The 24,232-nt window shown below is 39.6% G+C and carries 15 protein-coding genes; 6 read left to right on the forward strand and 9 right to left on the reverse strand.

Translation table 11 applies throughout. The features are described from left to right. Positions 1-4: 4 nt before the first annotated feature. Positions 5-2,209 (reverse strand): CHASE2 domain-containing protein, encoded by a 2,205-nt coding sequence (locus H6G77_RS18975; protein ID WP_190872420.1) that lies wholly within the window; start codon positions 2,207-2,209, stop codon positions 5-7. 45 nt (positions 2,210-2,254) lie between these two features. Then, on the reverse strand, positions 2,255-3,928 hold the full coding sequence (locus tag H6G77_RS18980; protein ID WP_190872421.1) for an NB-ARC domain-containing protein: 1,674 nt from the start codon (positions 3,926-3,928) through the stop codon (positions 2,255-2,257). Between the two features lie 715 nt (positions 3,929-4,643). On the opposite strand from H6G77_RS18980, the gene H6G77_RS18985 reads away from it, so the two are divergent. From H6G77_RS18985 to H6G77_RS19000, 4 genes are all read left to right on the forward strand, one after another. After that, positions 4,644-5,507, forward strand: coding sequence for an AraC family transcriptional regulator (locus H6G77_RS18985; protein ID WP_190593114.1), 864 nt, complete (start codon positions 4,644-4,646; stop codon positions 5,505-5,507). A 269-nt stretch (positions 5,508-5,776) separates the two neighbouring features. Continuing rightward, on the forward strand, positions 5,777-8,845 hold the full coding sequence (locus tag H6G77_RS18990; RefSeq protein WP_242049254.1) for an S-layer family protein: 3,069 nt from the start codon (positions 5,777-5,779) through the stop codon (positions 8,843-8,845). Between the two features lie 66 nt (positions 8,846-8,911). Next, positions 8,912-11,443, forward strand: a complete 2,532-nt coding sequence (locus H6G77_RS18995) for a filamentous hemagglutinin N-terminal domain-containing protein (RefSeq protein ID WP_190872423.1) — start codon at positions 8,912-8,914, stop codon at positions 11,441-11,443. Then, on the forward strand, positions 11,424-13,946 hold the full coding sequence (locus tag H6G77_RS19000) for a CHAT domain-containing protein (protein WP_190593111.1): 2,523 nt from the start codon (positions 11,424-11,426) through the stop codon (positions 13,944-13,946). Before H6G77_RS18995 ends, H6G77_RS19000 begins: the two co-directional genes overlap by 20 nt. Before the next feature lie 311 nt (positions 13,947-14,257). On the opposite strand, the gene H6G77_RS19005 is transcribed toward H6G77_RS19000, so the two are convergent. The 7 genes from H6G77_RS19005 to H6G77_RS19035 all read right to left on the reverse strand — a co-directional run bounded on the left by H6G77_RS19005 (position 14,258) and on the right by H6G77_RS19035 (position 23,086). Continuing rightward, a complete protein-coding gene (locus tag H6G77_RS19005; RefSeq protein WP_190872424.1) occupies positions 14,258-15,856 on the reverse strand; it encodes an Hsp70 family protein in 1,599 nt (532 codons plus the stop codon). Between the two features lie 58 nt (positions 15,857-15,914). Then, a complete protein-coding gene (uvsE, locus tag H6G77_RS19010) occupies positions 15,915-16,862 on the reverse strand; it encodes a UV DNA damage repair endonuclease UvsE (protein WP_190872425.1) in 948 nt (315 codons plus the stop codon). A gap of 523 nt (positions 16,863-17,385) precedes the next feature. Continuing rightward, positions 17,386-18,213 (reverse strand): type I methionyl aminopeptidase, encoded by an 828-nt coding sequence (gene map, locus H6G77_RS19015; protein WP_190593962.1) that lies wholly within the window; start codon positions 18,211-18,213, stop codon positions 17,386-17,388. Positions 18,214-18,415: 202 nt separating this feature from the next. After that, positions 18,416-18,907, reverse strand: a complete 492-nt coding sequence (locus H6G77_RS19020; RefSeq protein ID WP_190872426.1) for a plastocyanin/azurin family copper-binding protein — start codon at positions 18,905-18,907, stop codon at positions 18,416-18,418. Positions 18,908-19,034: 127 nt separating this feature from the next. Then, the gene (locus H6G77_RS19025; protein ID WP_190872427.1) at positions 19,035-21,902 is read right to left on the reverse strand and encodes a pitrilysin family protein; all 2,868 of its coding nucleotides are present in this window, start codon (positions 21,900-21,902) and stop codon (positions 19,035-19,037) included. Positions 21,903-22,051: 149 nt separating this feature from the next. Beyond that, entirely contained in the window at positions 22,052-22,495 is a 444-nt protein-coding gene (locus H6G77_RS19030) for a VOC family protein (protein WP_190593968.1), read from the reverse strand. Positions 22,496-22,573: 78 nt separating this feature from the next. After that, positions 22,574-23,086 (reverse strand): TIGR02652 family protein, encoded by a 513-nt coding sequence (locus H6G77_RS19035; protein WP_199331560.1) that lies wholly within the window; start codon positions 23,084-23,086, stop codon positions 22,574-22,576. A 241-nt stretch (positions 23,087-23,327) separates the two neighbouring features. Here H6G77_RS19035 and H6G77_RS19040 point away from each other — a divergent pair, with 241 nt between their 5' ends. Both H6G77_RS19040 and H6G77_RS19045 read left to right on the forward strand, forming a co-directional pair. Beyond that, entirely contained in the window at positions 23,328-23,855 is a 528-nt protein-coding gene (locus H6G77_RS19040; RefSeq protein WP_190872428.1) for a gamma carbonic anhydrase family protein, read from the forward strand. A gap of 176 nt (positions 23,856-24,031) precedes the next feature. Then, the gene (locus tag H6G77_RS19045) at positions 24,032-24,157 is read left to right on the forward strand and encodes a photosystem II protein Y (protein ID WP_096581838.1); all 126 of its coding nucleotides are present in this window, start codon (positions 24,032-24,034) and stop codon (positions 24,155-24,157) included. Positions 24,158-24,232: the final 75 nt, after the last annotated feature.

A 24,232-nucleotide genomic window follows, 5' to 3' on the forward strand; every position in this document is an offset into this window, starting at 1 on the left:
AGTATTAGCGATGTGTGGAATTCAACCAAACAACTATTGCTGGGACAGTAATTATTAAAAGTGCGGGTGGAATGATTGGTATCCATCCAGCATTGATAAATGTGAGGTAGCAAATACTAAAAAGTAACAAAAGTGCGATCGCTATTGTTACTCCTAAGTATAAAGGGCGACGAATACACAAAGCTAGTATCCCGGCTAACAATGACCATCCGATCATCCATAATGCTTCTAGCCAAGTAGGCCACCACCAGATTAAGGGTCTATTGTCTAAAACAGCACTGAAAATCTGGGCGATCGCTTGAGCCTGAATGAATATTCCTGGTATATTTTTCTGAGAACGAATGGCTGTAGCACTGTAAGGAGTTTTCCACTGATCAACTGTACTAGGGGCAGTTACACCTATAAGCACGACACGATTTTTAAGCGCATTAATTAATTCTGGGGTAACACGATTTTCCAGAATGTCTCTGAGAGATAATTGCTGGGCAATATCTTGAGGAGAACGCAAAGAACGATAATTAAGTAGGATCTGATAACCAGAGGCATCAATATTTTGATAACCACTACTGTGGCTTTTTAATTGTGGGAAAACTACTTGGCCTATCTGTAGTTGTCCATCACTAGTTACATTGGTATTAATTCCTTGATTAGCTAGATAGTGCAGTGCTGTTTGTAAGCTAAAGGCATATTGTGCGGTGCAAGCGGAGTTAGCCGGAGGTGTTAAATATAACAGATGGCGGCGAGCTACTTCGTCATTATCGGCGACGAAATCACTAAAACCTAAACGGGATTCAGGGACTTCTGGTGGTGGTGGAACAGCATTTGGCGCATCATCTTTGGGTGCTGCTACTTTGCAAGGAGCAAAAAAGTTTGTGTCTGTGCGGAGATAATTTGCTAATTGGGGATAGTCAGAACTGACGGGGAAATCACGATAAATATCTAAACCGATGGTTCTGGGTTGATATGGCTCTAATTTTTCGATCAGTTGCAGCAGTGCTTGATCAGATAAAGACCATCGAATCTGCATTCCTAGACTGTTTTGATATTGAATATCTGCTTCATCAATAGTCACAAGCAGTAGGCGCGGATCTGGCTTTTCGATGGGGCGTATTGCCATCAGGCGATCAAAACTGTGTAATTCCCAGGGCTGGAGGATACCAAAATATCTTATGCCGATAACGCAAAAAGCGATCGCTACACTTACCGCCATCACTTTACACAGATTGTGCCAAATATTAGTTAAATTATTAACCGCTAAAATTTTACCACCGGACAAGGAGAGATTTTTTTTGCCTGCACTTAATTCACTAATTTGCAGTTCTTGGCTTTGGTTACTGTGGATTTGTTCTAAGACCAACTGCGGGTTGAGAAGACGCTCATCGGGTGCAGGAATCATCAGGTTATCAATGAAATTAGCTAAACCTGAAGAAATCTGGGGTGCTTGCTCTCGCCAAATTATCCGGTTTGTGTGCGGTTCCTTTGGCAAATCGTTAGGGTGTATGCCTGTTAATAAATTAACAAAAGTCCGTCCTAGAGCAAAATAATCTGATTGATAACTAGCTTGACCTTGAATTTGCTCTGGTGCTGTGTATCCCAAGGAATAGACTCTAGTGATATCACCGCCATCCAGCTTTTCTGCATAAGTCATGGTCACTTGTCTGGCTGCCCCAAAGTCAATGAACAGCAATTTACCATCAGGACGAATCATTATATTTGATGGCTTAATATCTCGGTGTAAAACTTTTCCTTGATGCAGTTCCACTAATAATTTAGTTAGTTGCATCAACCAATCAATGGCTAATTCTTCAGATAATCTACCATTTTTATCTATCCAATGGGCTAGATTATCGCCTGGTATTTTCTCCATGACTAAGCAATACAATTGTTCATGTCTATCTTTAGGAGAAAAACAAAAACAAGTATCAATTTGAGGTACGCTTAAATATCTCAAATGTCTGAGAATACTAGCCTCTTGCTCAAACATTTCAATTAATCGTCGCCGATTGCTAGTTAAAACTTTGAGAACTTTAGTTTTACCTAAATTATCTATTTCAAATATTTCTGTATGGTGGTTTTGATTTAATTCTCGTAATGGCTTAATCACCCGATAACGCTCGTTGATGACTAAGGTAGAGCCACAACTCTGGCAAAATTCTTGATCGTCAGGATTTTCCCGATTAAGACACCAGGGATTGATACAGTAGCTCATATTTCAACATTTTATATTTAGTGTGAGTATTAACAGGGAACATTATTATCGATAACTGATGTTACTCAAATCTGATTTGAGTTCTAAAAGCAGATTATTAACATTACTTTTGGCATAGCCAACAAACAAGGGAGTTTTTCCTTGCAAAAGGGAAAGAATTTTGGTGAGGTATGATTCAATTAAACTTTCATCTTTGAATATTTTATATAGTTGGTTTTTAATGGGTTTTAGAACTAAGCGGACTTGCATTTCTTGAATAACTGCATCTTTTTGTTTCTGCTGCACTAAAGATAGGATTCGCAAAACCTCTATTGTTTCAATTTTTTGGTGTCTGCTAAATTCCCGAATCTCTTGACAAACACGCTCACAAATTTGATTAATCACATATTGAGAGACTACAGGTTGCTGGAGTGAAAACAGAACATCTTCTTCCACCACATTTCTTTCAATCAGCGATCGCCGCAAAAGTGATTCTATCGCTTCCATTAATTCTGCCTGGGTTACGGGGGCTACAATATCTCCACGTAATTGCGATAGAGAAATTGGTTCACACTCAATTGCTAACCAGTAGAGGATTTCCTGCTCTAAATCTGATAGGTACTCAAACTGCTCGTCTAAAATATCGTTCAGTTCACCAAAAACTATTGTCTCTTGTTTCAAAAAGGCAGAAACTTTACCCCCAAACAATTCTTGAATAGTATTAGCAACAATTTTCAAAGCTAAAGGATTACCTCTATAAAGCTGAATCAAGTCATCCCAAGTATCTGGATCTAATAACTTTTTCTTTTGAAAGATTTCCTTGGCTGATGAGTCTAAACCTTGTAGAGATAAGGAACGCACCGGACAATTTTCTCCTGCCATCAAGGCAATTTCTTTGGGTTTCTCCCGCCCTATCCACATCACAGAACTACGATGATACTCTTGCCCTAATCTTTTTAAGAATTTACCGTAAATTTCAAAACCTTCTCGATAATGTCCAGCTGTATGACTACTTTGCTGAAGATTGGTGGTTGCATCTAAAATGACAAGACAACGATATTGGCGGAGAAAATTAATAAATTCGGTAATTTGAGCATCAATATCTTGTGCAATTAGATAACTCTGCTGTGATTCTATAAGTCGGCTGATTTCCGTCAGCAATTGGCTCAGTAATGGATCTTGGCGTAAATCTCGCCAAATAATCAAATCAAATTCTGTTTGTATTTGTTGAACACATTTTGCGGCTAATGTTGTCTTGCCAACTCCCCCCATACCCACAACTGCTACTAGCCGACAATGTTGATTGACTAACCACTCTTTTAAGGTGGCAAGCTCTTGAGTGCGTCCATAGAAAACGCCGATTTCCGGTATTTCACCCCAATTTTCCGAGTTTTTTACGGGCGTTTCACTCAAAGATTCTCTGAATGCTGTCTGATTAATACTCGATGCAGACGAATATCGAATACTTTCTAATAGCTCTTCCCACAGGCGTTCCAGTATAAATCGGAAATTAGTTTTACTTATGTCCTCTCCCAAAACTTCTGATAATAATTTCCACAGCTTAGGAGCTGCCACTTGTTTGATGTAACCCAAACTGTAATCGCAAGTGTCTGCAATCTGTTCATAGGTTTTAGCTTGCCAAGCTCCTCTGAGGATTACAGATTCCACATCTTTTAGGTGTTGACCTGTATTAGTCAAAAGGATGTGATCTATGGTTTTTATGACTTCTTCCACATTCATTGAGACTTAAGAATATAAGCAAATACAAGATTTACAGATTAACTTTGATATTAACTTTGTTCAATAAGCCAGAGATTTTACTTCTATTACAATCCTAACATCTAAGCAAATCACCCACAATTAAGGTGGAATTGATCGCTATCAACCTAGATCATGTCATACAATTTCTAGATTACTCACATCTTGCAACAATAACAATTTATGTGATTTAATTATCTCAGTAAAAAGCTGAAATTCTTATTTTTAGATAAAAACTCATATAAATAAAGTATAATTTTTGCGGTTATTTTTACTTTGTATAGGATTATACGTAAAGACGGAAGAGATGATCATATAAACTTTTGTAAAGTTTTATCAAGTGATAAACTAGGCTTAATCTTGGATTATTAACATGTTGGTTAACTTAGTTAATAAAAAATAAAGTTAATGACTTAAACTACGACTACTTACGTATAATATTGATCATAAGCTGTTACGCCCATAAATTGCACAATTTCATTTGTCGATCGAAGCTGTAAACTCTCTCTTCCGCCCCCTACACGCCGCCCCCTTGCGAATATTAATGTGCAATTAAAGTAAACCAGCATAACTTCAATACACTACCTGACAAGGTGACATTACAAGTCTAAATTTTCACCATCAATACTCAACGTCTGTTTTTAGTGAGTGTTTCTCTATTTTCGATCAGTCTATATAGTTTCAATGAGGTTGAAATATGGTTGCTACCATTTGCATGGCTGAGTCCAGTAATCCTCCATTAAGACTAAAATTACAACAAGAAGAACTACGCTTTACTCAGTTTTTGATGGAGCGTGTACCAGAGCCAATTTTCTGGATAGAGCCAATTGCAAAACCCAACGCCAAAGTTTTATACGTTAATCAAGCTGTTTGTCATTTAGTCGGTAGTTCCCGTGAACAGTTGGTATCTATGGGTATACAAGACCTGAACCTAGATTTTTTACTTAATGTTTGGGCGAATTTTTGTAAAACTGATAAACAGCAGCATCATACATCTTTTAATACTCAATACCAAAGAAAAGACGGTTATAACCTGTCATTAGAAATCACTGTTACTGCCATAGAATCGGAGGGCAAAAAATATAGTTATCTATTGATATGTCACATTAAGTCACAAACAGTTGCTTCAGGAACGTCACAACCTCAAGTATTCCAAAATATCTCTAGCCAGGAGGACAAACCAAAATATCCCTCATTAAAATTTCCTGGCAATACGCTATTAAATCAAGTATTTAACTTTATTGAGGGGAATTATCATCAACCGATTAGCTTGTGTGATGTAGCCACAGCAGTGGGTTACTGTCCGGCTTACTTAACTAACTTGGTACGTCGTCACACAGGAAAAACAGTTAATCATTGGATTGTTGAGCGCAGGATGTTAGCAGCACGTAATCTGCTTAAAGAAAGTGATTTGTCGGTAAGTCAGATTGCTGAAGCTGTAGGTTATCAACATGAAGGACATTTCTTCCGACAGTTTCGCCAGAATCATAAGACTACGCCCCAAGCTTGGAGGAAATCTCAGTTTATCTGCAATGGTACATCTTCAATGTTGCTGAATTAGGCAGATGATTTGAGTGCGAGCAAAAGGTATTATCTTTTTAAAGACTTTTATTCATCAACACCTGATTTTCCAAGATTTCTGGGCTTTATTTACCTAAATTTAACCTGAAGGTTTTTTTAACCATCATACAATCACAACAAAATAAAGTTTTTGAATTGCTCAACTTTCATCAAGTTTTAGCTTTTAGCATGACTCATAGTGGTTGGCATTGCCAGAAAAAACTCCCATTAATGATCTGTCTGTCTATCATTGAAATGATAATCATTTTTATGGCAGAACGTACTCTAGCCCAGAGTCAGATTGTGCCAGATGATACCTTGGGAACAGAAAAATCCCAAATCATCAACAACTTCAACGGAGTTGCACAAGAAGGAATCACGGGTGGAAGTGTGCGAGGGATGAACCTGTTTCACAGTTTCCGAGAATTTAACGTGGGGGAAGCAAGAACTGTGTATTTTGCAAATCCTACGGGAATCGAAAACATTTTTGCGAGAGTAACAGGGAGTAGTCGTTCGGAAATATTGGGCAAGTTGGGAGTACTAGGCAATGCCAACCTATTTTTGCTCAATCCCAATGGCATTATCTTTGGCAGAGGTGCAAGTTTAGATATTAGTGGTTCATTTGTTGCCACATCAGCTAATAGTATTAAATTTGGCGAACAAGGATTTTTCAGTGCTTCATCTCCACAACCAGTCCCACTGTTGACAGTGAAACCATCAGCCTTATTTTTTAATCAAATTCATGCAGCATCAATCGAAAATAGTTCAATAGCAGCAGCAGGAGTAAATCAAGTCAATAATCCTGTATTGGGGTTGAGAGTAGCTGATGGAAATAGCTTGCTGTTAGTGGGGGGAAATGTGCTGAATACAGGGCGATTAAATGCCTTGGGTGGACGGGTGGAGTTAGCTAGTGTAGCCAGTGTTGGGGAAGTCGGGTTAAGTATTGATGGTAAAAATCTGGCTTTGACATTGCCACAAGAACTGGTACGGGGTGATATCTCACTGAGGAATGGGGCTATTGTGAATGTAGCAGGTGATGGTGGTGGTGCGATCGCTCTGAGTGGTAGAAATATTGATATAAGTGAAGGCAGTTCTCTGAATGCAGGTATGACCACAAATTTAGGAACACCAGTAATAAGAGCAGGAGATATTACTTTAAACGCCACACAAGCCATATCGTTGAGTCAATCTAGTCGTATAATCAACCAAGTCGGTGTGAATGCGACGGGGAATAGTGGCAATATTAATATTCAGGCAGATTCAGTCAATTTAACTAATGGCAGTGATTTAATTACCTCTACCTTTGGAGAAGGAAGTTCTGGCGGCATTTTTATAGATGTCAAAGGTGCTGTTACCCTCGATGGTGAAGACAAAAATGGCGTTCCCAGTAGAATTGTATCTCAAGTAAGAGAGTCAGCAATTGGAAATAGTGGCGATATTCAGATCACAGCAGACTCACTCAATCTGACGGGTGGTGGTTTGTTGACTAGTAGTACCTTCGGTAAGGGGAATGCTGGCAGAATTACTATAGATGTCAGAGGTGCTGTTAACCTGGATGGTGAAACTACAAATGGTACTGCTAGTAAAATTATATCTCAAGTAGTTAGCTCGGCAATTGGCAACGGTGGCAATATTGAGATCACAGCAGACTCCCTAAATCTTTCAAATGGCGCTTTTGTGAGTAATAGCACCTTTGGAATGGGGAATGGTGGTAGCATTACCATCGATGTGAAAGGTGCTGTTAACCTAGATGGTGAAAGCAATGATGGTATTCCTAGTGCAATTGTTAGTAACGCAGAAGAAACAGCAATTGGCAATGGTGGGGATATTAAGATTACAGCAGACTCCCTAACTCTCTTAAATGGCACTTTGTTTAGTAATAGTACCTTTGGAGTGGGAAATGGTGGTAGCATTACTATCGATGTGAAAGGTAGTGTTAAACTTGATGGTGAAAGCACCAATGGCGATCCTAGCGTAATTGGCTCTCAGGTAGGATGGTCGGCAATTGGAGATGGTGGAGATATTAAGATCACAGCAGATTCCCTAACTCTCTCCCAAGGAACTGCTTTAAGTAATGTTGCCTTTGGAAATGGGAATGCTGGTAGCATTTTTATAGATGTGAAAGGTGCTGTTAACCTGGATGGTGAAAGCCGAAACGGTATTATTAATACTACAATTATTACTCAAGTACAAGAGACAGCGATTGGAGATGGTGGAGATATTAAAATCAAAGCAGGCTCCCTGAATCTATTCAATGGTAGTTTTTTGAGTACCAATACTTTTGGAAAGGGGAATGCCGGAAACATTGTTATAGATGTGAAAGATGCCGTTAACCTTGATGGTAAAGGCACAAATGGCTTTTCTAGTGAAATCACCTCTAAAGCAGAAAACACAGCAATTGGAGATGGTGGCAATATTGATCTAAAAGCACATTCACTAAATTTAAACCAGGGAGCTAACCTGAGTGCGAGTACATTAGGGCAAGGAAAAGGTGGAAATATTCAAATAGAGACATCTGAGGTTGTCAATTTGAGTAATGATGCCGAAATTTCTGTGAATAGCCGAAGCCAAAGTGATGCAGGTGATTTGAGCATCAAAACTAACTCTCTGACTCTGCAAGGGCGATCGCGGTTATTGGCAGATACATTCAGCAGCGAAGGTGGTAATATTCAATTGCAGATAGGAGACTTACTGCTGCTCAGAGACAATAGCAGCATTTCCACCACCGCCGGACTGCAAGAAACAGGCGGTAATGGCGGCAATATTGACATTAACACCAAATTTTTAGTCGCTGTTCCCAATGAAAATAGCGATATTACCGCCAATGCTTTTTCAGGTAAAGGTGGCTTGATTCGGATTAATGCACAGGGAATTTTTGGCATCGAAACAAGTGAAACCCTAACTAAGCGCAGCGATATCACTGCCTTTTCCCAACAAAACCCCCTACTCAACGGTGAAATTATTATTAATACTCCAAATGCAGATATCAGCAATGAGTTAGCGGCTTTACCCACAAATGTGGTCGATGTTAGCAGGCTGATTGCTCAAGGGTGTGCAGCATCAACCGTGGCTAACAGACAGTCCCCAAGCCAATTTATCATTACAGGACGAGGAGGTATACCACCACAACCTAATCATGCTTTACGTGTTCCCGCGATCGCTGTTTCTGAAAATACTCTCACCACTAACACACCAAACAAACACTTAAATATTACTCCCATTTTTGAAGCCAATAGTTGGACTTTTGATCACCAAGGACAAGTGACGTTGAGTTTCAGTCCCACTGCTCACACTTCTACTTGGAGAATAAATGGTGGTAAATGTCAAAATAATTCCTAGAAGATGCAGCCAGCTTTATTTCTAATTTTATTAATCATCTTTATTAAAAAATATGGCGATTGAGTAATGAAATCAACCTTGGTTTTTTTAGGTTCAGTAAATGGTTTGCTGCTGATCTTAGAAACAATGCTTTTCTGGTCTAGCTGCGTTAAAGCACAGGTTGTTTCTGATGGTACACTCAATACAACTGTCAATTCTGCCAATGCTCAAAATTTCATCATTGAAAACGGCACTGTGGTAAATAACAATTTATTCCACAGTTTTAGTCAGTTTTCCATTCCTACAGGTGGATCTGCTACCTTTGATTTAGGAAATACACCCAATATATCAACAATTTTCAGTCGTGTGACTGGCGGTAGTATTTCTCATATCGATGGCTTGATTCAGAGCATCAATCACCAAAATCCCGTCAATTTATTCTTAATAAATCCTAGTGGCATTATTTTCGGAGGTAATGCACAGATTAATATTAATGGTTCCTTTATCGCTTCGACAGCATCGAGTATAAAATTCGCCGATGGTTCGCAATTTAGTACCAAAGAACCTACCGAGCCTCTGCTAACAGTTAGTATACCAATTGGACTACAAATTGGAGCTAATTCAGGTGCGATTCAGGTGCAAGGTTCGGGTCACAATATCACCAGAGTTGGTTTATCTTTACTCAATAGACGAGCAGCGAAACATACAGGTTTACAAGTTGCTCCTGGTCGGACTTTAGCTTTAGTAGCAGGAAACATCAGCCTTGATGGCGGTTTACTCATTGCTGACTCTGGTCAAATTGATTTAACAGCTTTGAGTAATGGTGAATGGATTCTGGGACAAGGGAATAAATTCTCAACCGTTAATACAACACCTAATACCCAATTTGGAAATATTCACCTGCAATCTGCGGCACTAGTAGATGTTAGTGGAATGAAGTCAGGTACAGTTCAGTTAAGGGGTAGAAACATCACTTTACAAGATGGCTCAATGATTGTGGGACAATCCCTGGGTGAACAAATCAGTGGGGATATACAAGTCATTGGAACTCAGTCATTAGTGATCAGTGGTACAAATCCAGCAGTTTCCAGTCGGATTGCTACTCAATCATTAGGTGATGGCAGAGGAGGGAATATTAACATTTCTGTACCTCGTTTGTTACTACATGATGGAGGTACGATTGTTGCCCAAACCTTTAGTGCAGCAGACAGTGGGGATATTAATATTCAAGCTAATGATTTTATTGGTATGAGGGGCAGTTCTGCTGTTGATGCTACTGATTTGAGTGCAATTACAACGGCAACCTTTAACACTGGCTCATCAGGAAAATTGACAGTATCAACTAATATTTTAGACATTAGAGATGGCGCACAGATTACAAATTCCACATTAGGTAAAGGAAATGCCAGTCATCTGATTATCAATGCCAATAAATTAATTAATATTCAGGGTAATTCTAATGCGGCAATTTCTAATAGTGCAATTGTTTCCAACTCTTTTGGAGAAGGTAACGGAGGACAAATTCTTGTTAATACCCCTATCCTTCAACTCAAAAACGGCGGTGCAATTCTCTCTAGTGGATATTCTAGCGGTAATGCAGGTGACATCACAATTAATGCCAAAGAATCTGTTGAAATTGTTAATTCCAGTACTTTCGATTTTAGTCCTGTCGGTACAACATTTCTCAATAGTCGAATTAGCTCTGATATTGTGACTCCGCCTGATTTTCTACAAGCTATTTTAGGACTGCCAACAATTGCCACAGGTAATTCTGGCTCAATTGTAATTAATACTCATCAGATAACATTAACTAATGGTGCTAGTGTGTCTGTTGCTAATACTGCTCCGAGAAAAAATGGACAGGCGAATGTAGGGGATTTAAAAATTACAACTAATTATCTAACTCTGCAAGGGCGATCGCGGTTATTGGCAGATACATTCAGCAGCGAAGGTGGTAATATTCAATTGCAGATAGGAGACTTACTGCTGCTCAGAGACAATAGCAGCATTTCCACCACCGCCGGACTGCAAGAAACAGGCGGTAATGGCGGCAATATTAATATCAACACCAAATTTTTAGTCGCTGTTCCCGATGAAAATAGCGATATTACTGCCAATGCTTTTTCAGGTAAAGGTGGCTTGATTCGGATTAATGCACAGGGAATTTTTGGCATCGAAACAAGTGAAAACCTAACTAAGCGCAGCGATATCACTGCCTTTTCCCAACAAAACCCCCTACTCAACGGTGAAATTATTATTAATACTCCAAATGCAGATATCAGCAATGAGTTAGCGGCTTTACCCACAAATGTGGTCGATGTTAGCAGGCTGATTACTCAAGGATGTGCAGCATCAACCGTGGCTAACAGACAGTCCCCAAGCCAATTTATCATTACAGGACGAGGCGGTATACCACCACAACCTAATCATGCGTTACGTGTTCCGGCGATCGCTGTTTCTGAAAATACTCTCACCACTAACACACCAAACAAACACTTAAATATTACTCCCATTTTTGAAGCCAATAGTTGGACTTTTGATCACCAAGGACAAGTGACGTTGAACTTTATCCCCAAGCCGCATATTGCTAATAAATGCTATGGTTCTGAGAAAAACTAATTGGCGCTACAGATTTTCCCAGCGACTAAAAATAGTTATCTTTTTTTTGTTAGGGATAATTTTATTTATCAATGTTTCAGGTCTATTATCTGATCTGGCAATTGCAACAACACCTGCAATCAACGCGGAAAAATTAGAATTTGAAGGAAAAGTCCTTTACGAAGCTGGACAATTTGACGCAGCTGTAAGCGTTTGGCAGCAGGCGGCTCATATTTACCAAAAAGCAGGTAATGAAGAAGGTAAACTGCGAAATTTAATTAATGTTGCCGAAGCTCTGCAAGCTAACGGGATGGATCTCAAAGCCTGCAATCAAATATTACAAGCTTTTGACATTAACCAGCCTGATTGCCGGAAATTAGCCCAAGAGCGTAACAGTTCACAAAGCAATTCATGGTTGTCAACCCTTGCATCGAGAAAAAATTCTCTGAGTACAGCCAATGGTTTGAAGAGTTTAGGCGATGTGTTGCAAAAACTCAATCGCCCAGATTTGTCAATCAAAGTATTAAACATCAGTTTACAAGTTGCTCAAAATTTATCATCACCAACATTAGAAAGTTCAGCCTTGTTGAGTTTAGGCAATGCTCAACGAACTTTAGGAGAAAGAACACAAATTCAAAGAGGCAGAATTAATCAACAAAACTCTAGTCCTTTAAGTTGTGAAGAGCAAGCTAAGGATGAGGCTGAAATTTTATTTTATCAGCAAGCTAATTCGCTATATCAAAAAGCCGCAGCTAAATCCATATCTAGCCAAATTTGGACGCAAGCACAACTCAATTATCTGAGTCTGCTGCTAAAAATTAATCAGCTAACAATAGCACAAAATTTAGTTCCACAAATTGAGTCACAGCTAGAGGAATTACCTATTGAGCAAGCTACAGTTTTTAACCACATTAATTTTGCTCAAAGTTTAATTTGTTTTAATCAATTCTCACCTATCAAAACTGTTGATGTGAAAGATATTGCTCAACAGTTGATCATAGCTTGGCGACAAGCAAAAAGCCTGGGTAATCAGCGTGCTGAATCTTATGCTATTGGCTATCTGGCTTGGCTTTATGAACAGAACCAGCAATACTCAGAAGCTTTAGCCCTGACGCAAAAAGCACTTATACAAGCGCAAACAATTTCGGCTAATGATATGTCCTATCAGTGGCAATGGCAACTCGGATATATTCTCAGAGAGCAGGGGAATATTCAAGAGGCGATCGCTGCTTATAATGCAGCTATTGAGACATTAAAATCTCTGCGGCTTGATCTGGCTGCTATCAACTCTCAGTTACAGTTTTCTTTTCGGGAAAAAGTTGAGCCAGTGTATCGTCAACTGGTTAATTTACTCTTATTAAATCAAGAGGCTTCTGAGTTAAACGCAAATAATAATCTCAAGCAAGCCCGAAATACAATAGAGTCATTACAGTTAGCCGAAATAGAAAACTTTTTGCAAGAGCCTTGTTTAAAACCTCGAATTGAAATTGATCAAATTATCGAAAAAAGCGATACCAAAGCAGCCGTTATTTATCCTATTATTCTAGAAAATAAATTAGCGATTATTTTAAAATTTCCCCAACAACAAGAACTGCGATATTATGCAACTTCCATATCCAAGGAAAATGTAGAAACAACTCTCAATAATTTACAAAAATATTTGCCTAATGTAACTAAAGCGTTTCAAGTAAAAATTTTATCTCAACAAGTTTATGATTGGTTAATTCGTCCTCTAGAAGCAGATTTAAAATCTAACAGCATAGAAACTTTAGTCTTTGTCTTAGATGGGAATCTGCGTAGTATTCCTATGTCAGTTTTATATGATAAAGAACAACAAAAATATCTAATCGAAAAGTATGCGATCGCCATAGCACCTACTTTACAACTTTTTGAGGCTAAACCTCTACGCAATTCGTCAATGAAAGTCTTAGCAGCAGGAGTTAGCGAAAAACGCTCTATTGCAGGTCAAGAATTTTCTCCTCTAACTAATGTTAAGAAAGAATTAGAGAATATCCAGACAAAAATACCCCAAAGTGAAAGTCTTCTCAATAATAAGTTTACGAGAATCAACATAGAAAACAAACTGCGATCATCAGATTTTTCTGTAGTTCATCTAGCCACCCACAGTCAATTTAGTTCTAACCCTGATCAAACCTTTATTCTCACTTGGGATAAACTACTCAAGATAGAAGATTTAGTTGACCTACTGCAACCAAGTAGTTTCAATGGCTCTAATTCTATTGAGTTGCTAGTTTTAAGCTCCTGCGAAACTGCTACAGGCGATCGCCAAGCAACGTTAGGATTAGCTGGAATCACCGTTAAAATAGGAGCAGAAAGCACTTTAGCAAGTCTATGGTCAATCGATGATTTTTCTACTAGTGAAATCATGAATTATTTTTATCAAGAATTAAAGAAAGGAACAAGCAGAGCTAAAGCACTCCAGCAGGCTCAATTAGCTTTATTAAAAAAAGAGAATCGTCCTTATTTTTGGTCAGGTTTTGTCTTAGTAGGCAATTGGCTTTAATATCAACAGGATTTACGTACACAGATTGTCTGTGGAGATTGGGTGTATGGGTGAAAGGGTATGGGGTGTAAGCTCAATTGATAGAGAAAGGAATAGGTCAATGTTTACCCTCAAATTCACTATAAAACAATACGGTTCAGTTAACGTTGTCAGCTTATCGATTTCAGAAGAACCAAGACTTGGGGGATTCTCCCCCAAACCCCCTCCAAAAAATAGTTCTGTTTTATGTGTAGCAGTTAATTTATTTTCTTAACTGAACCGTATTGCACTATAAAATCTTTATGCGGTAGAACAAACAATGCCTTATTACTTTAACTCAACTTTGCCACAAGCTCATTTTCTAACAAGGTGTCATTCGTCAACAAATCCTCAACGGTGATGCGTAAAAACCGTTGTTCATCAACTTGAAAGAGGATTTTTACCCGATCGCTCCCCGGATACCCTGGCGGTGTAAGTTGAGCAATGGTTCTTGCGCCTGCGCTATCATTCAACGGTTTGACGGTGGTTTCACCGCTATCGAGACGGCGAGTAATTAAGCGATCGCCATCAAAATAAACTTCGGTGTTGCCTGTGTCTGCGCCTAATTCCCCAATAATTAACTCAATGCTGGGTTGATTCTCCACAGATGCGCCTAAAAATAACTCTACAGCTTGATTCATCGGGTAAGCTTGCCCTGATTTAATAATCGGATGCCAACTGTGGCGTTGGTTACGTCGATCCCAATAACGAATCCCGTAACTGTGGTAGAGAAAGTCTTTGATTTCCACGCCTTGAGATAACTGTAATGCACCTTGGGCGATCGCTTCAAACGGACGTTCACAGCGAATTTTTTCTGGCGCAAAATACTGTTTTACCCATGTCTGCACTGCTGGTAGTTGCACTGTTCCCCCAACTAACAACACAGCATTAATATCTGCAAGTTCAATTCCCTGGCGGCGTGCTTGCTGCAACAGATTGGTCATTGATTCATCTAGTCGCTCAAAAAATCCCTGTTCTTTGAGGATATTATCTAAATTATCCCTGTCTAAATTTAATTCGTAACTTTCAAATGTTTCATCATCAAAATAAACTTCACTAGCTTGGTTTTGAGTTGATAGCTGAATTTTGACTTTTTCAGCTAATCTCGTTGTTAATGGACTCACCGCCAAATCTTGAGTTTTGGCGAAGTAATCAACTAACCAATTGTCAATATCTGTACCACCTAAATTTTGTCCAGCTTTTGCCAACACACGCGCCATTTTGACTTTTTGCTTGGAATCTTCTGCTAACGATTTGTTCCCCCACTTCAGCAAAAATCCGATGGGTTTAGTATTACCTTGTGCGCCTTTATCTAACTTAACTAAAGATAAATCTAAAGTCCCGCCACCAAAATCAATCACCAAAAGATTTTCTTGATCAGCCAAACCATAACCCAAGGCGGCGGCTGTGGGTTCATCCAACATCCGCACTTGTTCGACTGGGAGGCTTTGGCAAACTTTACCTAACCAGTGGCGGTAGGCTTCAAAACTATCGACGGGGACGGTTAATATCAGAGAGTCTAAGCCACCTTCTAAGGGTGCTAGTTTTTCAATTACTTGATTGAGAAACCATTGTCCAACTTGCTCAAAGGTGACGGCTTGTCCGTCTAATTCCGGTAAAAAGCCTTGAATTTCTGCGCCGATACCGCGCTTAAAACTGCGGAAAAATCGAGATTCGCCTTTGAGATCCAAACCGCGATCGCGTACTTGCTGCCCTACTAAAACTTTACTCTGGGCTGCGTCTTCCACATATACCAAGCTGGGAATGAGTGGAGGATTGAGACTTTGTTGAATTGATAAACCAGGTAAACTCAAAGTCTCCGCCTGTTGGGTGACGGGATTCCAACGGGCAATGACTGTGTTGCTAGTACCAAAATCGATTGCGATCGCCATAGTCTCTTAATTATTCCATGCCAAGGCAAGGTAGGGCAAAATTTTCTCAACAAAAATATTATTGTCCCACAAGCCACCAACTACGCAAATGGGCGATCGCTTCTTCTTTGCGTTTGGCTTCCACTTCTATCCACGGTACTTGATAATAAATATCAGGCATAGCATGAATAAAATCACTGTGTTTTCTATCCTTAAAGGCTGTTTCACCGTTGGAAATATGAACTAATTGCCAATCTGGATTTGTCCAAGTTTCCCTAGCCGCCTCAAGCATAGTAGCCACACTCGGCTCATTGTAGCTGTCTAAATTTTCGTGGCAAATATGGTGATGCGCGTCAAACACCAAGGGAATTTTCGCGGCTTGGCACACTGCTAAAATTTCACTGGCACTATAGGCGTATTCGTCGTTTTCTAAAGTTAAGCGACTTTTAATCGCTTCTGGTAATTCTGAAATCACTTGTATCAACTTTTCGGCGCGTTGCGATTTACCGCCATGAATGTTCATCAACGACCAAGGCGAACGAGGTAAACCCAGTAAATCTAAGTCCCGCGCGTGTCTGGCTAAGATATTAATACTGGTTTGTATAATTTCTGGTGAATCGGAACTCAGCACCACAAATTGATCAGGATGTAATACCATTCTGATACCAAGGGCGACTGCACGTTGACCAATTTTGCCCAACTCATCAGCCATTTCTTCTAAGAGATTTTCGCCAATTTTGTCTTCTAAATCATTCATCGGAAATAAATTAGAAGTCATACGATAAAGGCGAATTTCATTCTGTTCACAAAAAGTCAAAGCATCATGCAATCGCTGTAAGTTATGTTGATAAAGCTCTCGCAAGATACTTTCTCGTTCTTTTAGGGATAGTTTTAAATAGCGTGTGCGTGTGATTGTTTTAAAGCGGACTTTTTGAGAAATTGTAATACAAACTAAGCCTAAGTTTGGCAGAATAGTTTGAGGCGATCGCTGTTGATTACCTAGATTTTGAAATTCAATGGTGGTCATGTTCGCAAATGCTAAAGTTTTACCTATTTCTTGATTGAACTCATTTCTAGTTTCTGTGTTCAGTTCCTCTAGGATGAATTTTCTAGATATTGAACTTAAACCAATAGGATTCAGATAAGAGCAAGAATTACGTAAGTGTCACAATTGGTGGTTGGTGCGTGACGCTATAAATCTGATGACTACGTTCAAATTTTCTCGTTGCGTCACACACCCTACAGAAAAAATCTGCCAGTTGCGTAAGTCCTAAAGAACACTAAATTACAACAAAACTAATAAAAAACGAAAAAATGATTTTGGAGGGGGTTTGGGGCCCAATCGGGGGTGTGGGGGAGAATCCCCCAACTCTTACTCATTGTTTAATAGATTAGAGCAGAAATTGAGAAATCAACTCTCATCACCGTATTAGAACTTAAACAGCAAAAATTCATCCCAACATTAACTTATCAACTGTGCTGTTGGGATGAATTGCGATCGCCACGAAAATCATAATATCAGGCAATATAAACGGCTTACCTATCACCTGCTATACTTTAGTGCGATCGGTCAAAATTTCATACCCAGTTTCCGTCACCAACACCGTATGCTCAAACTGTGCCGATAGAGAATTATCTACCGTTACCGCAGTCCAACGGTCGGCTAAAGTGCGTGTATGTTTAGAACCTGCATTTAAAATTGGTTCAATTGCCAAAGTCATTCCCGCACGCAATTTTACATTTGGCATTTCTCTGGTGCGGAAGTTAAATACTGATGGTTCTTCGTGCAAATTCCGACCAACACCATGTCCAGTGAATTCTTCTACCACACTGTAACCATTGGCTTTTACATGGTCTTCTATAGCTCCAGCTAAGTCAAGCAGATATGCACCTGCTTTCACTTGTTCTATACCTTTGTATAAAGCTTCCTCAGCTACACGAATCAATCTAGCGGCTTCTGGAGTGACTTCCTCCACAGCAATTGTAATGCAAGAATCGCCGTGAAAACCTTGGTAATAAGCACCCGTATCTACTTTTAATACATCCCCAGTACGAATAACTTTTTTAGGACTAGGAATACCATGTACTACTTCATTGTTGATACTGGCACAAATAGAGCCTTTAAAACCGTGGTATCCTTTGAAACTCGGTGTTGCGTCCATTTCCCGGATGCGTTTTTCCGCGTAAGCATCCAAGTCGGCTGTTGTCATTCCTGGTTTGACCAATTCAGAAATTTCTTTCAACACCGTTGCGACAATTTTCGCAGATTGCCGCATAATTTCCACTTCACGCGGCGATTTGATTTCAATTCCCCGACGCTGTTTTGGTGACGGTGTGACTTTAACTGGTTGAGAAAGCAAGTTGCTAAATATGTTCATGTGCTGATAATAATTGCTGATGCTTTGTCGCTACGGATTCCGTGCTTTTTATAGAATAATTGAGAAACTATATCTATATTTAAGTTATAGCAGGTAATAGGTTTGAAAGTTTGTTAGTGTCTGTGGTGTAAGGATTAGAGTCATTAACCGCAGATGGACGCAGATAAATTTTCAGAAAAAACAACTAATTTGCCAAAAGTAATTATGAACTACTGATGATGATTTCTCCAGTCATCCCCGCTTCTGTATGTCCTGGTATTGTACAGCGTAAGTTATATTTACCGCTTTTTAAAGGAACAAAAACCCATTCGGCTTCAGCACTAGGTTTTAGTTCCAGTTCGTGAATAGACCCTTTAATTTCTACTTTTCCCGCTTCTACTTTTTGCGTCCAAATACCATCAGCAAAATCTTTAGCAGTAAAATAATGCTTTAATTGGCTGGGATTTTTGAGTTGCAGTAGATAGCGTTTACCTGCAATAAACTCGAAATGATTGGGTTCAAATTTGAGTTCATTAGCCGCATTACCCAAGCTAACTGTAATTTCTGTAGCTGGTTGTTTGAGCAAATCGCTAGGAAGATTTGCTGCAATAGCTGATGGCGTAAAATTAACAAAACTCAGGCTAAATATCAAAGAGAATTGAAATATGAAGTATAAACTCTGAAGTCTGAATTTTGTTACTAAAAATTTTTTCATTAGTTTTTTGACCCCTGTATAAAATTATCAATTACTCTCATCTAACCTCTACACCCTAGTACAGGTTGGGCTTTTGGTATGAATATTCTTTCTTTTTACTTTTGCCTTGTTGTAATAGCCTCTCAAATCATTCATGATTTTTATCTGCAATTACAGCCGGGCCTGCGGTCACCACTACAATTTTATCTGGGTGGAGTAACTCACGGGCAACTTGATTGACTTGAGCAAGAGAAACTTGTTTGATTTTATCAGCGAAGGAATTTATTTCTGTGATGTCCATTCCATATACCTGATTCATCAGCATTGTATGTGCTAATTCTTCAGGGTCAGCGAGGGAAATTTTGTAGTTACTAATTAAGGTGTTTTTAGCTGTTTCTACATCATTGGCTGTGACACCTTGCTGATGAATTGCTTGTAAAAGTTTGCGGGTACTCGCGATCGCTTTGTTGCTATCTTCAGGACTAGTTTGCATTTCTATCCAAAATGTCCCAGCATTTTTCTGCGCTTGCAAGTAACTATAAATACCATAAGTCAACCCTTGGCGATCGCGCACTTCTGCACCTAAATAACTAGATAATGTATCGCCTCCCAAAATTTGATTTAAGACTAAAGCTGGGTAATAGCGGGGGTCTTGGCGGTTAATACCTGTGTTACCCATAAAAGTAATCGCTTGCGCTTTCCCTGCCATCACCGGGTTTACACGTAAGAGATTATCTGGTAATTTTACATTTGGATATTGGATTGTTGGTGGTTGACCACTCACTTGCCAATCGCCTAATGATTTTTCGATGAGCGATCGCACTTGGGTAGGTTCAAAATCTCCTACTATTACCAGTACCGTTGTATCTGGACGATAATATTTAGCTTTAAACGCAATTACATCCTCACGCTTAATTTGTTTCAGACTCTTTTCTGTGGGAAAAGTATGTAAAGGATGTTGTTTCGGATAAAGAGATTGGACAAAAATTCTTTTTGCTACTTCTGCTGGATCATCCAATTCTTGTTTCAAGTCAGTTAACGCTTGCTGGCGATTTAATTCCAATTCTTTTTTCGGAAATGTACTGTTTTTCACCGCATCTCCTAAAGTCTCAATCAGAATTGGTAAGTCTACTGCTAAACCATCGCCTTCAATTCGGACACCTTCACGATAAGCAGTAAAATCCAACGATGCGCCTCTTTCTTCTAAAGCCTTTGCCAGATTTAAAGCATTTTTGCTTTTTGTACCACTCATTAAGTTATCAGCCACCAAAGATGCTAATCCTGCTTGATGTTCTGCATCAAATTCTTTTCCAGCTTTGATGTGACCGTTTAAAGTTACAGTGGGTGTACTTTTATCAGGTAATAGTAATACTTTTAAACCATTAGCTAAACTAAATTGCTCTGGTAACGTCAGGTGAGAATTTTTTTGACTTGTGTTGTGGGAGACTTTTTTCACAACATCTGTTGTTTCTTCAAGGGGGGGTAAATATTTATCTATTTCTGACACAGCTAAAGGTGTAGCAGCAGCAGATAAATTTTCTGTAGTTTGATTTAAGTTTAATTTTTTACCCGTTTCCGTTACATTTTGTTCAGTCGGCTGAAATAATCCAACAACACGAGTTTCTGGTTGGAGATATTTTTTGGCTACATTGACAATATCCACTTCTGTGACTTGACTAACAGCCGCTAAATAACGGTCAGTATAACGATAGTCACCAGCAGTTATTTCATCGTTAGCTAATTGCATTGCTTGGCTGGTGATATCCCGATTACTCAAAATCACCCCAGCTTCTAACTGCATTTTTGCCCTGGTTAATTCTTCCGGCTTCACGCCTTTTTTTACTAAATTAGCGATCGCCCGATTGAGTACTGTTTCAATTTTCTTCAAATCTTGATGATCATCTGCTGTCACTAACAACTCATACCAGCCAGCCTCTTGCAAGCTAGAAACAGAAGCAGTCACTTCACTGGCTAAACCAGATTCCACCAAAGCCTGATAAAGTCGTGAGTTCCTCCCCTCTGTCAAAATATAATCCATCACTTCCAAAGCCGGAATATCTGGGTGATGCAAATCAGGTAATGGATAAACCACTTGCAGCATCGCTGCTGCTCCCTGTTCTCGTAGGATTAGGGGAGTGGGGAGTGGGGAGTGGGGAGTGGGGAGTGCTGAGTGCTGAGTAAAAGATTCTCCCCCTGCCTCCTGCCTCCTCGGCAATTTCCCAAATATTTCTTTAACAGTTTCTAGAGTTTTACTCGTTTGAAAATCTCCCACAATTACTAATACAGCATTATCAGGAGTGTAAAATTTACGATAATATTCCTTGACTTGCTCAACTTGAAATTTCTCAACATCTGCTTTGTTACCACCCACAGGTAATCCATAAGCATGATTAGGAAACAAAGCTTGCATAACAGCACGGTTGAGGCGATATTCAGCACTATTTTCGTAACCTTGTAGTTCTGAAATTACTACTCGTTTTTCCGTTGCTAGTTGCTCTGGTTCAATCAGAGAATTTTGCATTCTATCTGCTTCTAAAACTAGCAGTGCTTTGAGTTTCTCTCGTTCTACAGTGCCATAGTAAGCTGTTTGTTCATAACTTGTAAAAGCGTTGGAATCGCTACCTAAAGCACTAAATAATCTCGCAAACTGCACGGGACGATTTTTTGTACCTTTGAACATCATGTGTTCAAGTTGATGTGCAATCCCGTTTGTTCCTGGTGCTTCATAGCGTGAACCAACTTTGTACCAAATTTGTACACTAACAACTGGTGCGGTATGCACTTCTTTTGTTAAAACAGTTAGACCATTTTCTAATACTGTTTTACGGACATTGGCGGTAATTTTTGAGTTATTTATATGAGTTGCAATCAATTGTGTTTGAATATTGTTAGATTTGATTTTAGCCGTATACTTGCTGTCAGCAGGTTGATCACTTAAACAAAATACTGTGATTATCCACAGACTTAAAAATAAAAATGACCAACGATATCTATACCCTATAAAAAACGGAGCCATTTTTTGGTAGATGTGTTTATTAAATTAAAATACACATTTATAAACGCCATGAATAACAGTCTATTATTTCTTGGAGATTACTGAAATCAGCGACACTACCAAGGAAAGATTAGACCAATAACAAAAAGTATATAAAGAGATAAGCTGATTTAACCGAGTTTAGTTAAAGCCCGAATAAATTCTAAAGGTAAACCATCACTGTCTGCAATAAAGGCAACTTCCCAGATGCGATCGCCTATTTGCTGTTGTGTAGGTTCTAACAGGATTTTTAGGGGTGATAATTGTTCTGGCTGGTTTTGTGCTGCTAATGCAAAGCTGGTTTTTAAGTTGATTAACCAGCTAGGTAAATCTGGTGTGACTGCTGTTAAATCAAAGGACAAATGATAATATCCCACATAATGCTCATCATCAAACGCATCAGGCGCAGGTTTTGGCTGGGGAATTTGAATCAGTTCAATGCGTCCACCCAAGCCTTCCATCCAACAAGCCAGAGTATAGCCTGTAGTAAAGCGTTCACATACGCTAAACCCCAACAATTCATAAAATGCGATCGCGCGATGAATATTCGCAGTGCGGATAGAGGCGTGGTGCATAATTCGTCATTCGTCCTTAGTCAATAGTCATTAGTCACTGGTAAATACAAATGACTAATGACCAATGACCAATGACATTTACTCAAACAACCTGAAATAAGGATAGCGCACAGGCACTCCCGGCTCTTTTTCCAAGTCGAAATTAATCACTTCCCAGGAGGGTTCTTCTGAGGAATCGGGACTAAATTCTACTGGTAAACCATAAAGTCGCGCCGATGTCGTCTCTGGCTGTCCAGAACGCCAAGGGGTACTGCGTTCTAAATAACCACTCATCAATTCCTGATAACGTCTGGCAATAATTACCTTTGTTGCTCGGTAGCCTTGGGTATACAGTTTGTCTAAAGCCTCGTGAATTTCAAACCGTATCCCATCAGGATGAGTGTGTTGTCTATACCATTCCCCATTCCATCTGCGCCAATGACGACCTGACTGTAGATGAATTAACTCCTCAGTCTTAGGGTTGGCCTCAAATGCGCCATGACGAGGACAAAGATAGGTATCTGTAAGTGTCAAAGCCGGAATAGTCTGCCGACAGTGGGGACACTGAATTTCGTGACCAAATATTGGGTACTGCAAACCTGGATTCATCATGAAGTGCGTACAAACATAATTTCTTCTTCACTAGCACCATTAGGTTCGATTTTACACTTCGGCTCCTCCACTTTAAGTTAATTGTTCGTAACTGCACGGAAACGTATTTGCAGTGTAGAACAATTGTAAACTGTGTTTTCCTCAGTGTAGAGGTTTAACAACATGATATTCTGGTTTTGAACCAGCTTCTCAAAGGTTGGAGTTTCTCCAGTGTTCCTGGGTACCATATTCCTATTCTATCGTGTCTACCGCTTCTTACTGGCCATCTCCTGATTTTTCTCCAGCAGCCTTCGTTGCAGACAACGCTGTGGTGATTGGTGCTGTAACAATCCAAGCCGGAGCCAGTATTTGGTATGGAGCAGTAGTCAGGGCAGATGTAGAGCGGATTGAGATTGGTGAATGCACCAATATCCAAGATGGAGCCATTCTGCACGGTGATCCTGGTTTGCCCACTATTTTAGAAGATCATGTGACTGTCGGACATCGCGCTGTGATACATTCTGCCCATATTGAGCGCGGCTGTTTAATTGGCATTGGGGCAGTAGTCTTAGATGGAGTCAGAGTAGGCGCTGGCAGTATTATCGGCGCAGGCGCAGTTGTGACCAAAAATGTACCGCCTTTATCTTTAGTTGTCGGCGTTCCTGGCAAAGTGTTGCGTCAAATCAGCGCCACCGAAGCCGCCGAACTCATAGAACATGCTGAACGTTACAAAAAGTTAGCCTTGGTTCATGCGGGGAAAGGCAGTGATTTGGGTTTTGAGGCTGGGTGAAGGAGAGAGGAAGACAAGGGAGACAAGGGAGACAAGGAAGATGAACAAATGGTTCTTGACCCCACTGTAATCTTTCTTTACATACCTAGTTGGAAAAAATGCCCACTTGGGCTAAAAATAAAGATGAGAAGAGTTGATAAAACTTTAATTTCTACTTAACAGAGGGGTTCTAAATTATGGATATCGATTTTCGTGTAGCGATCGTTTTAGCGCCTATTGCTGTTGCTGCTGGCTGGGCTGTTTTTAACATCGGTGCAGCAGCTTTGAGACAAGTGCAAAACTTTTTGAATAGAGAAGCATAAACATAAATTTACATTATCACCTTACAACCGACTGTTTCTAGGAAATCTGGGCAGTCGGTTTTGTCAATGGTCATT

The sequence above is a fragment of the Aulosira sp. FACHB-615 genome (genome assembly GCF_014698045.1).
In the GTDB taxonomy this organism is placed as follows: domain Bacteria; phylum Cyanobacteriota; class Cyanobacteriia; order Cyanobacteriales; family Nostocaceae; genus Nostoc_B.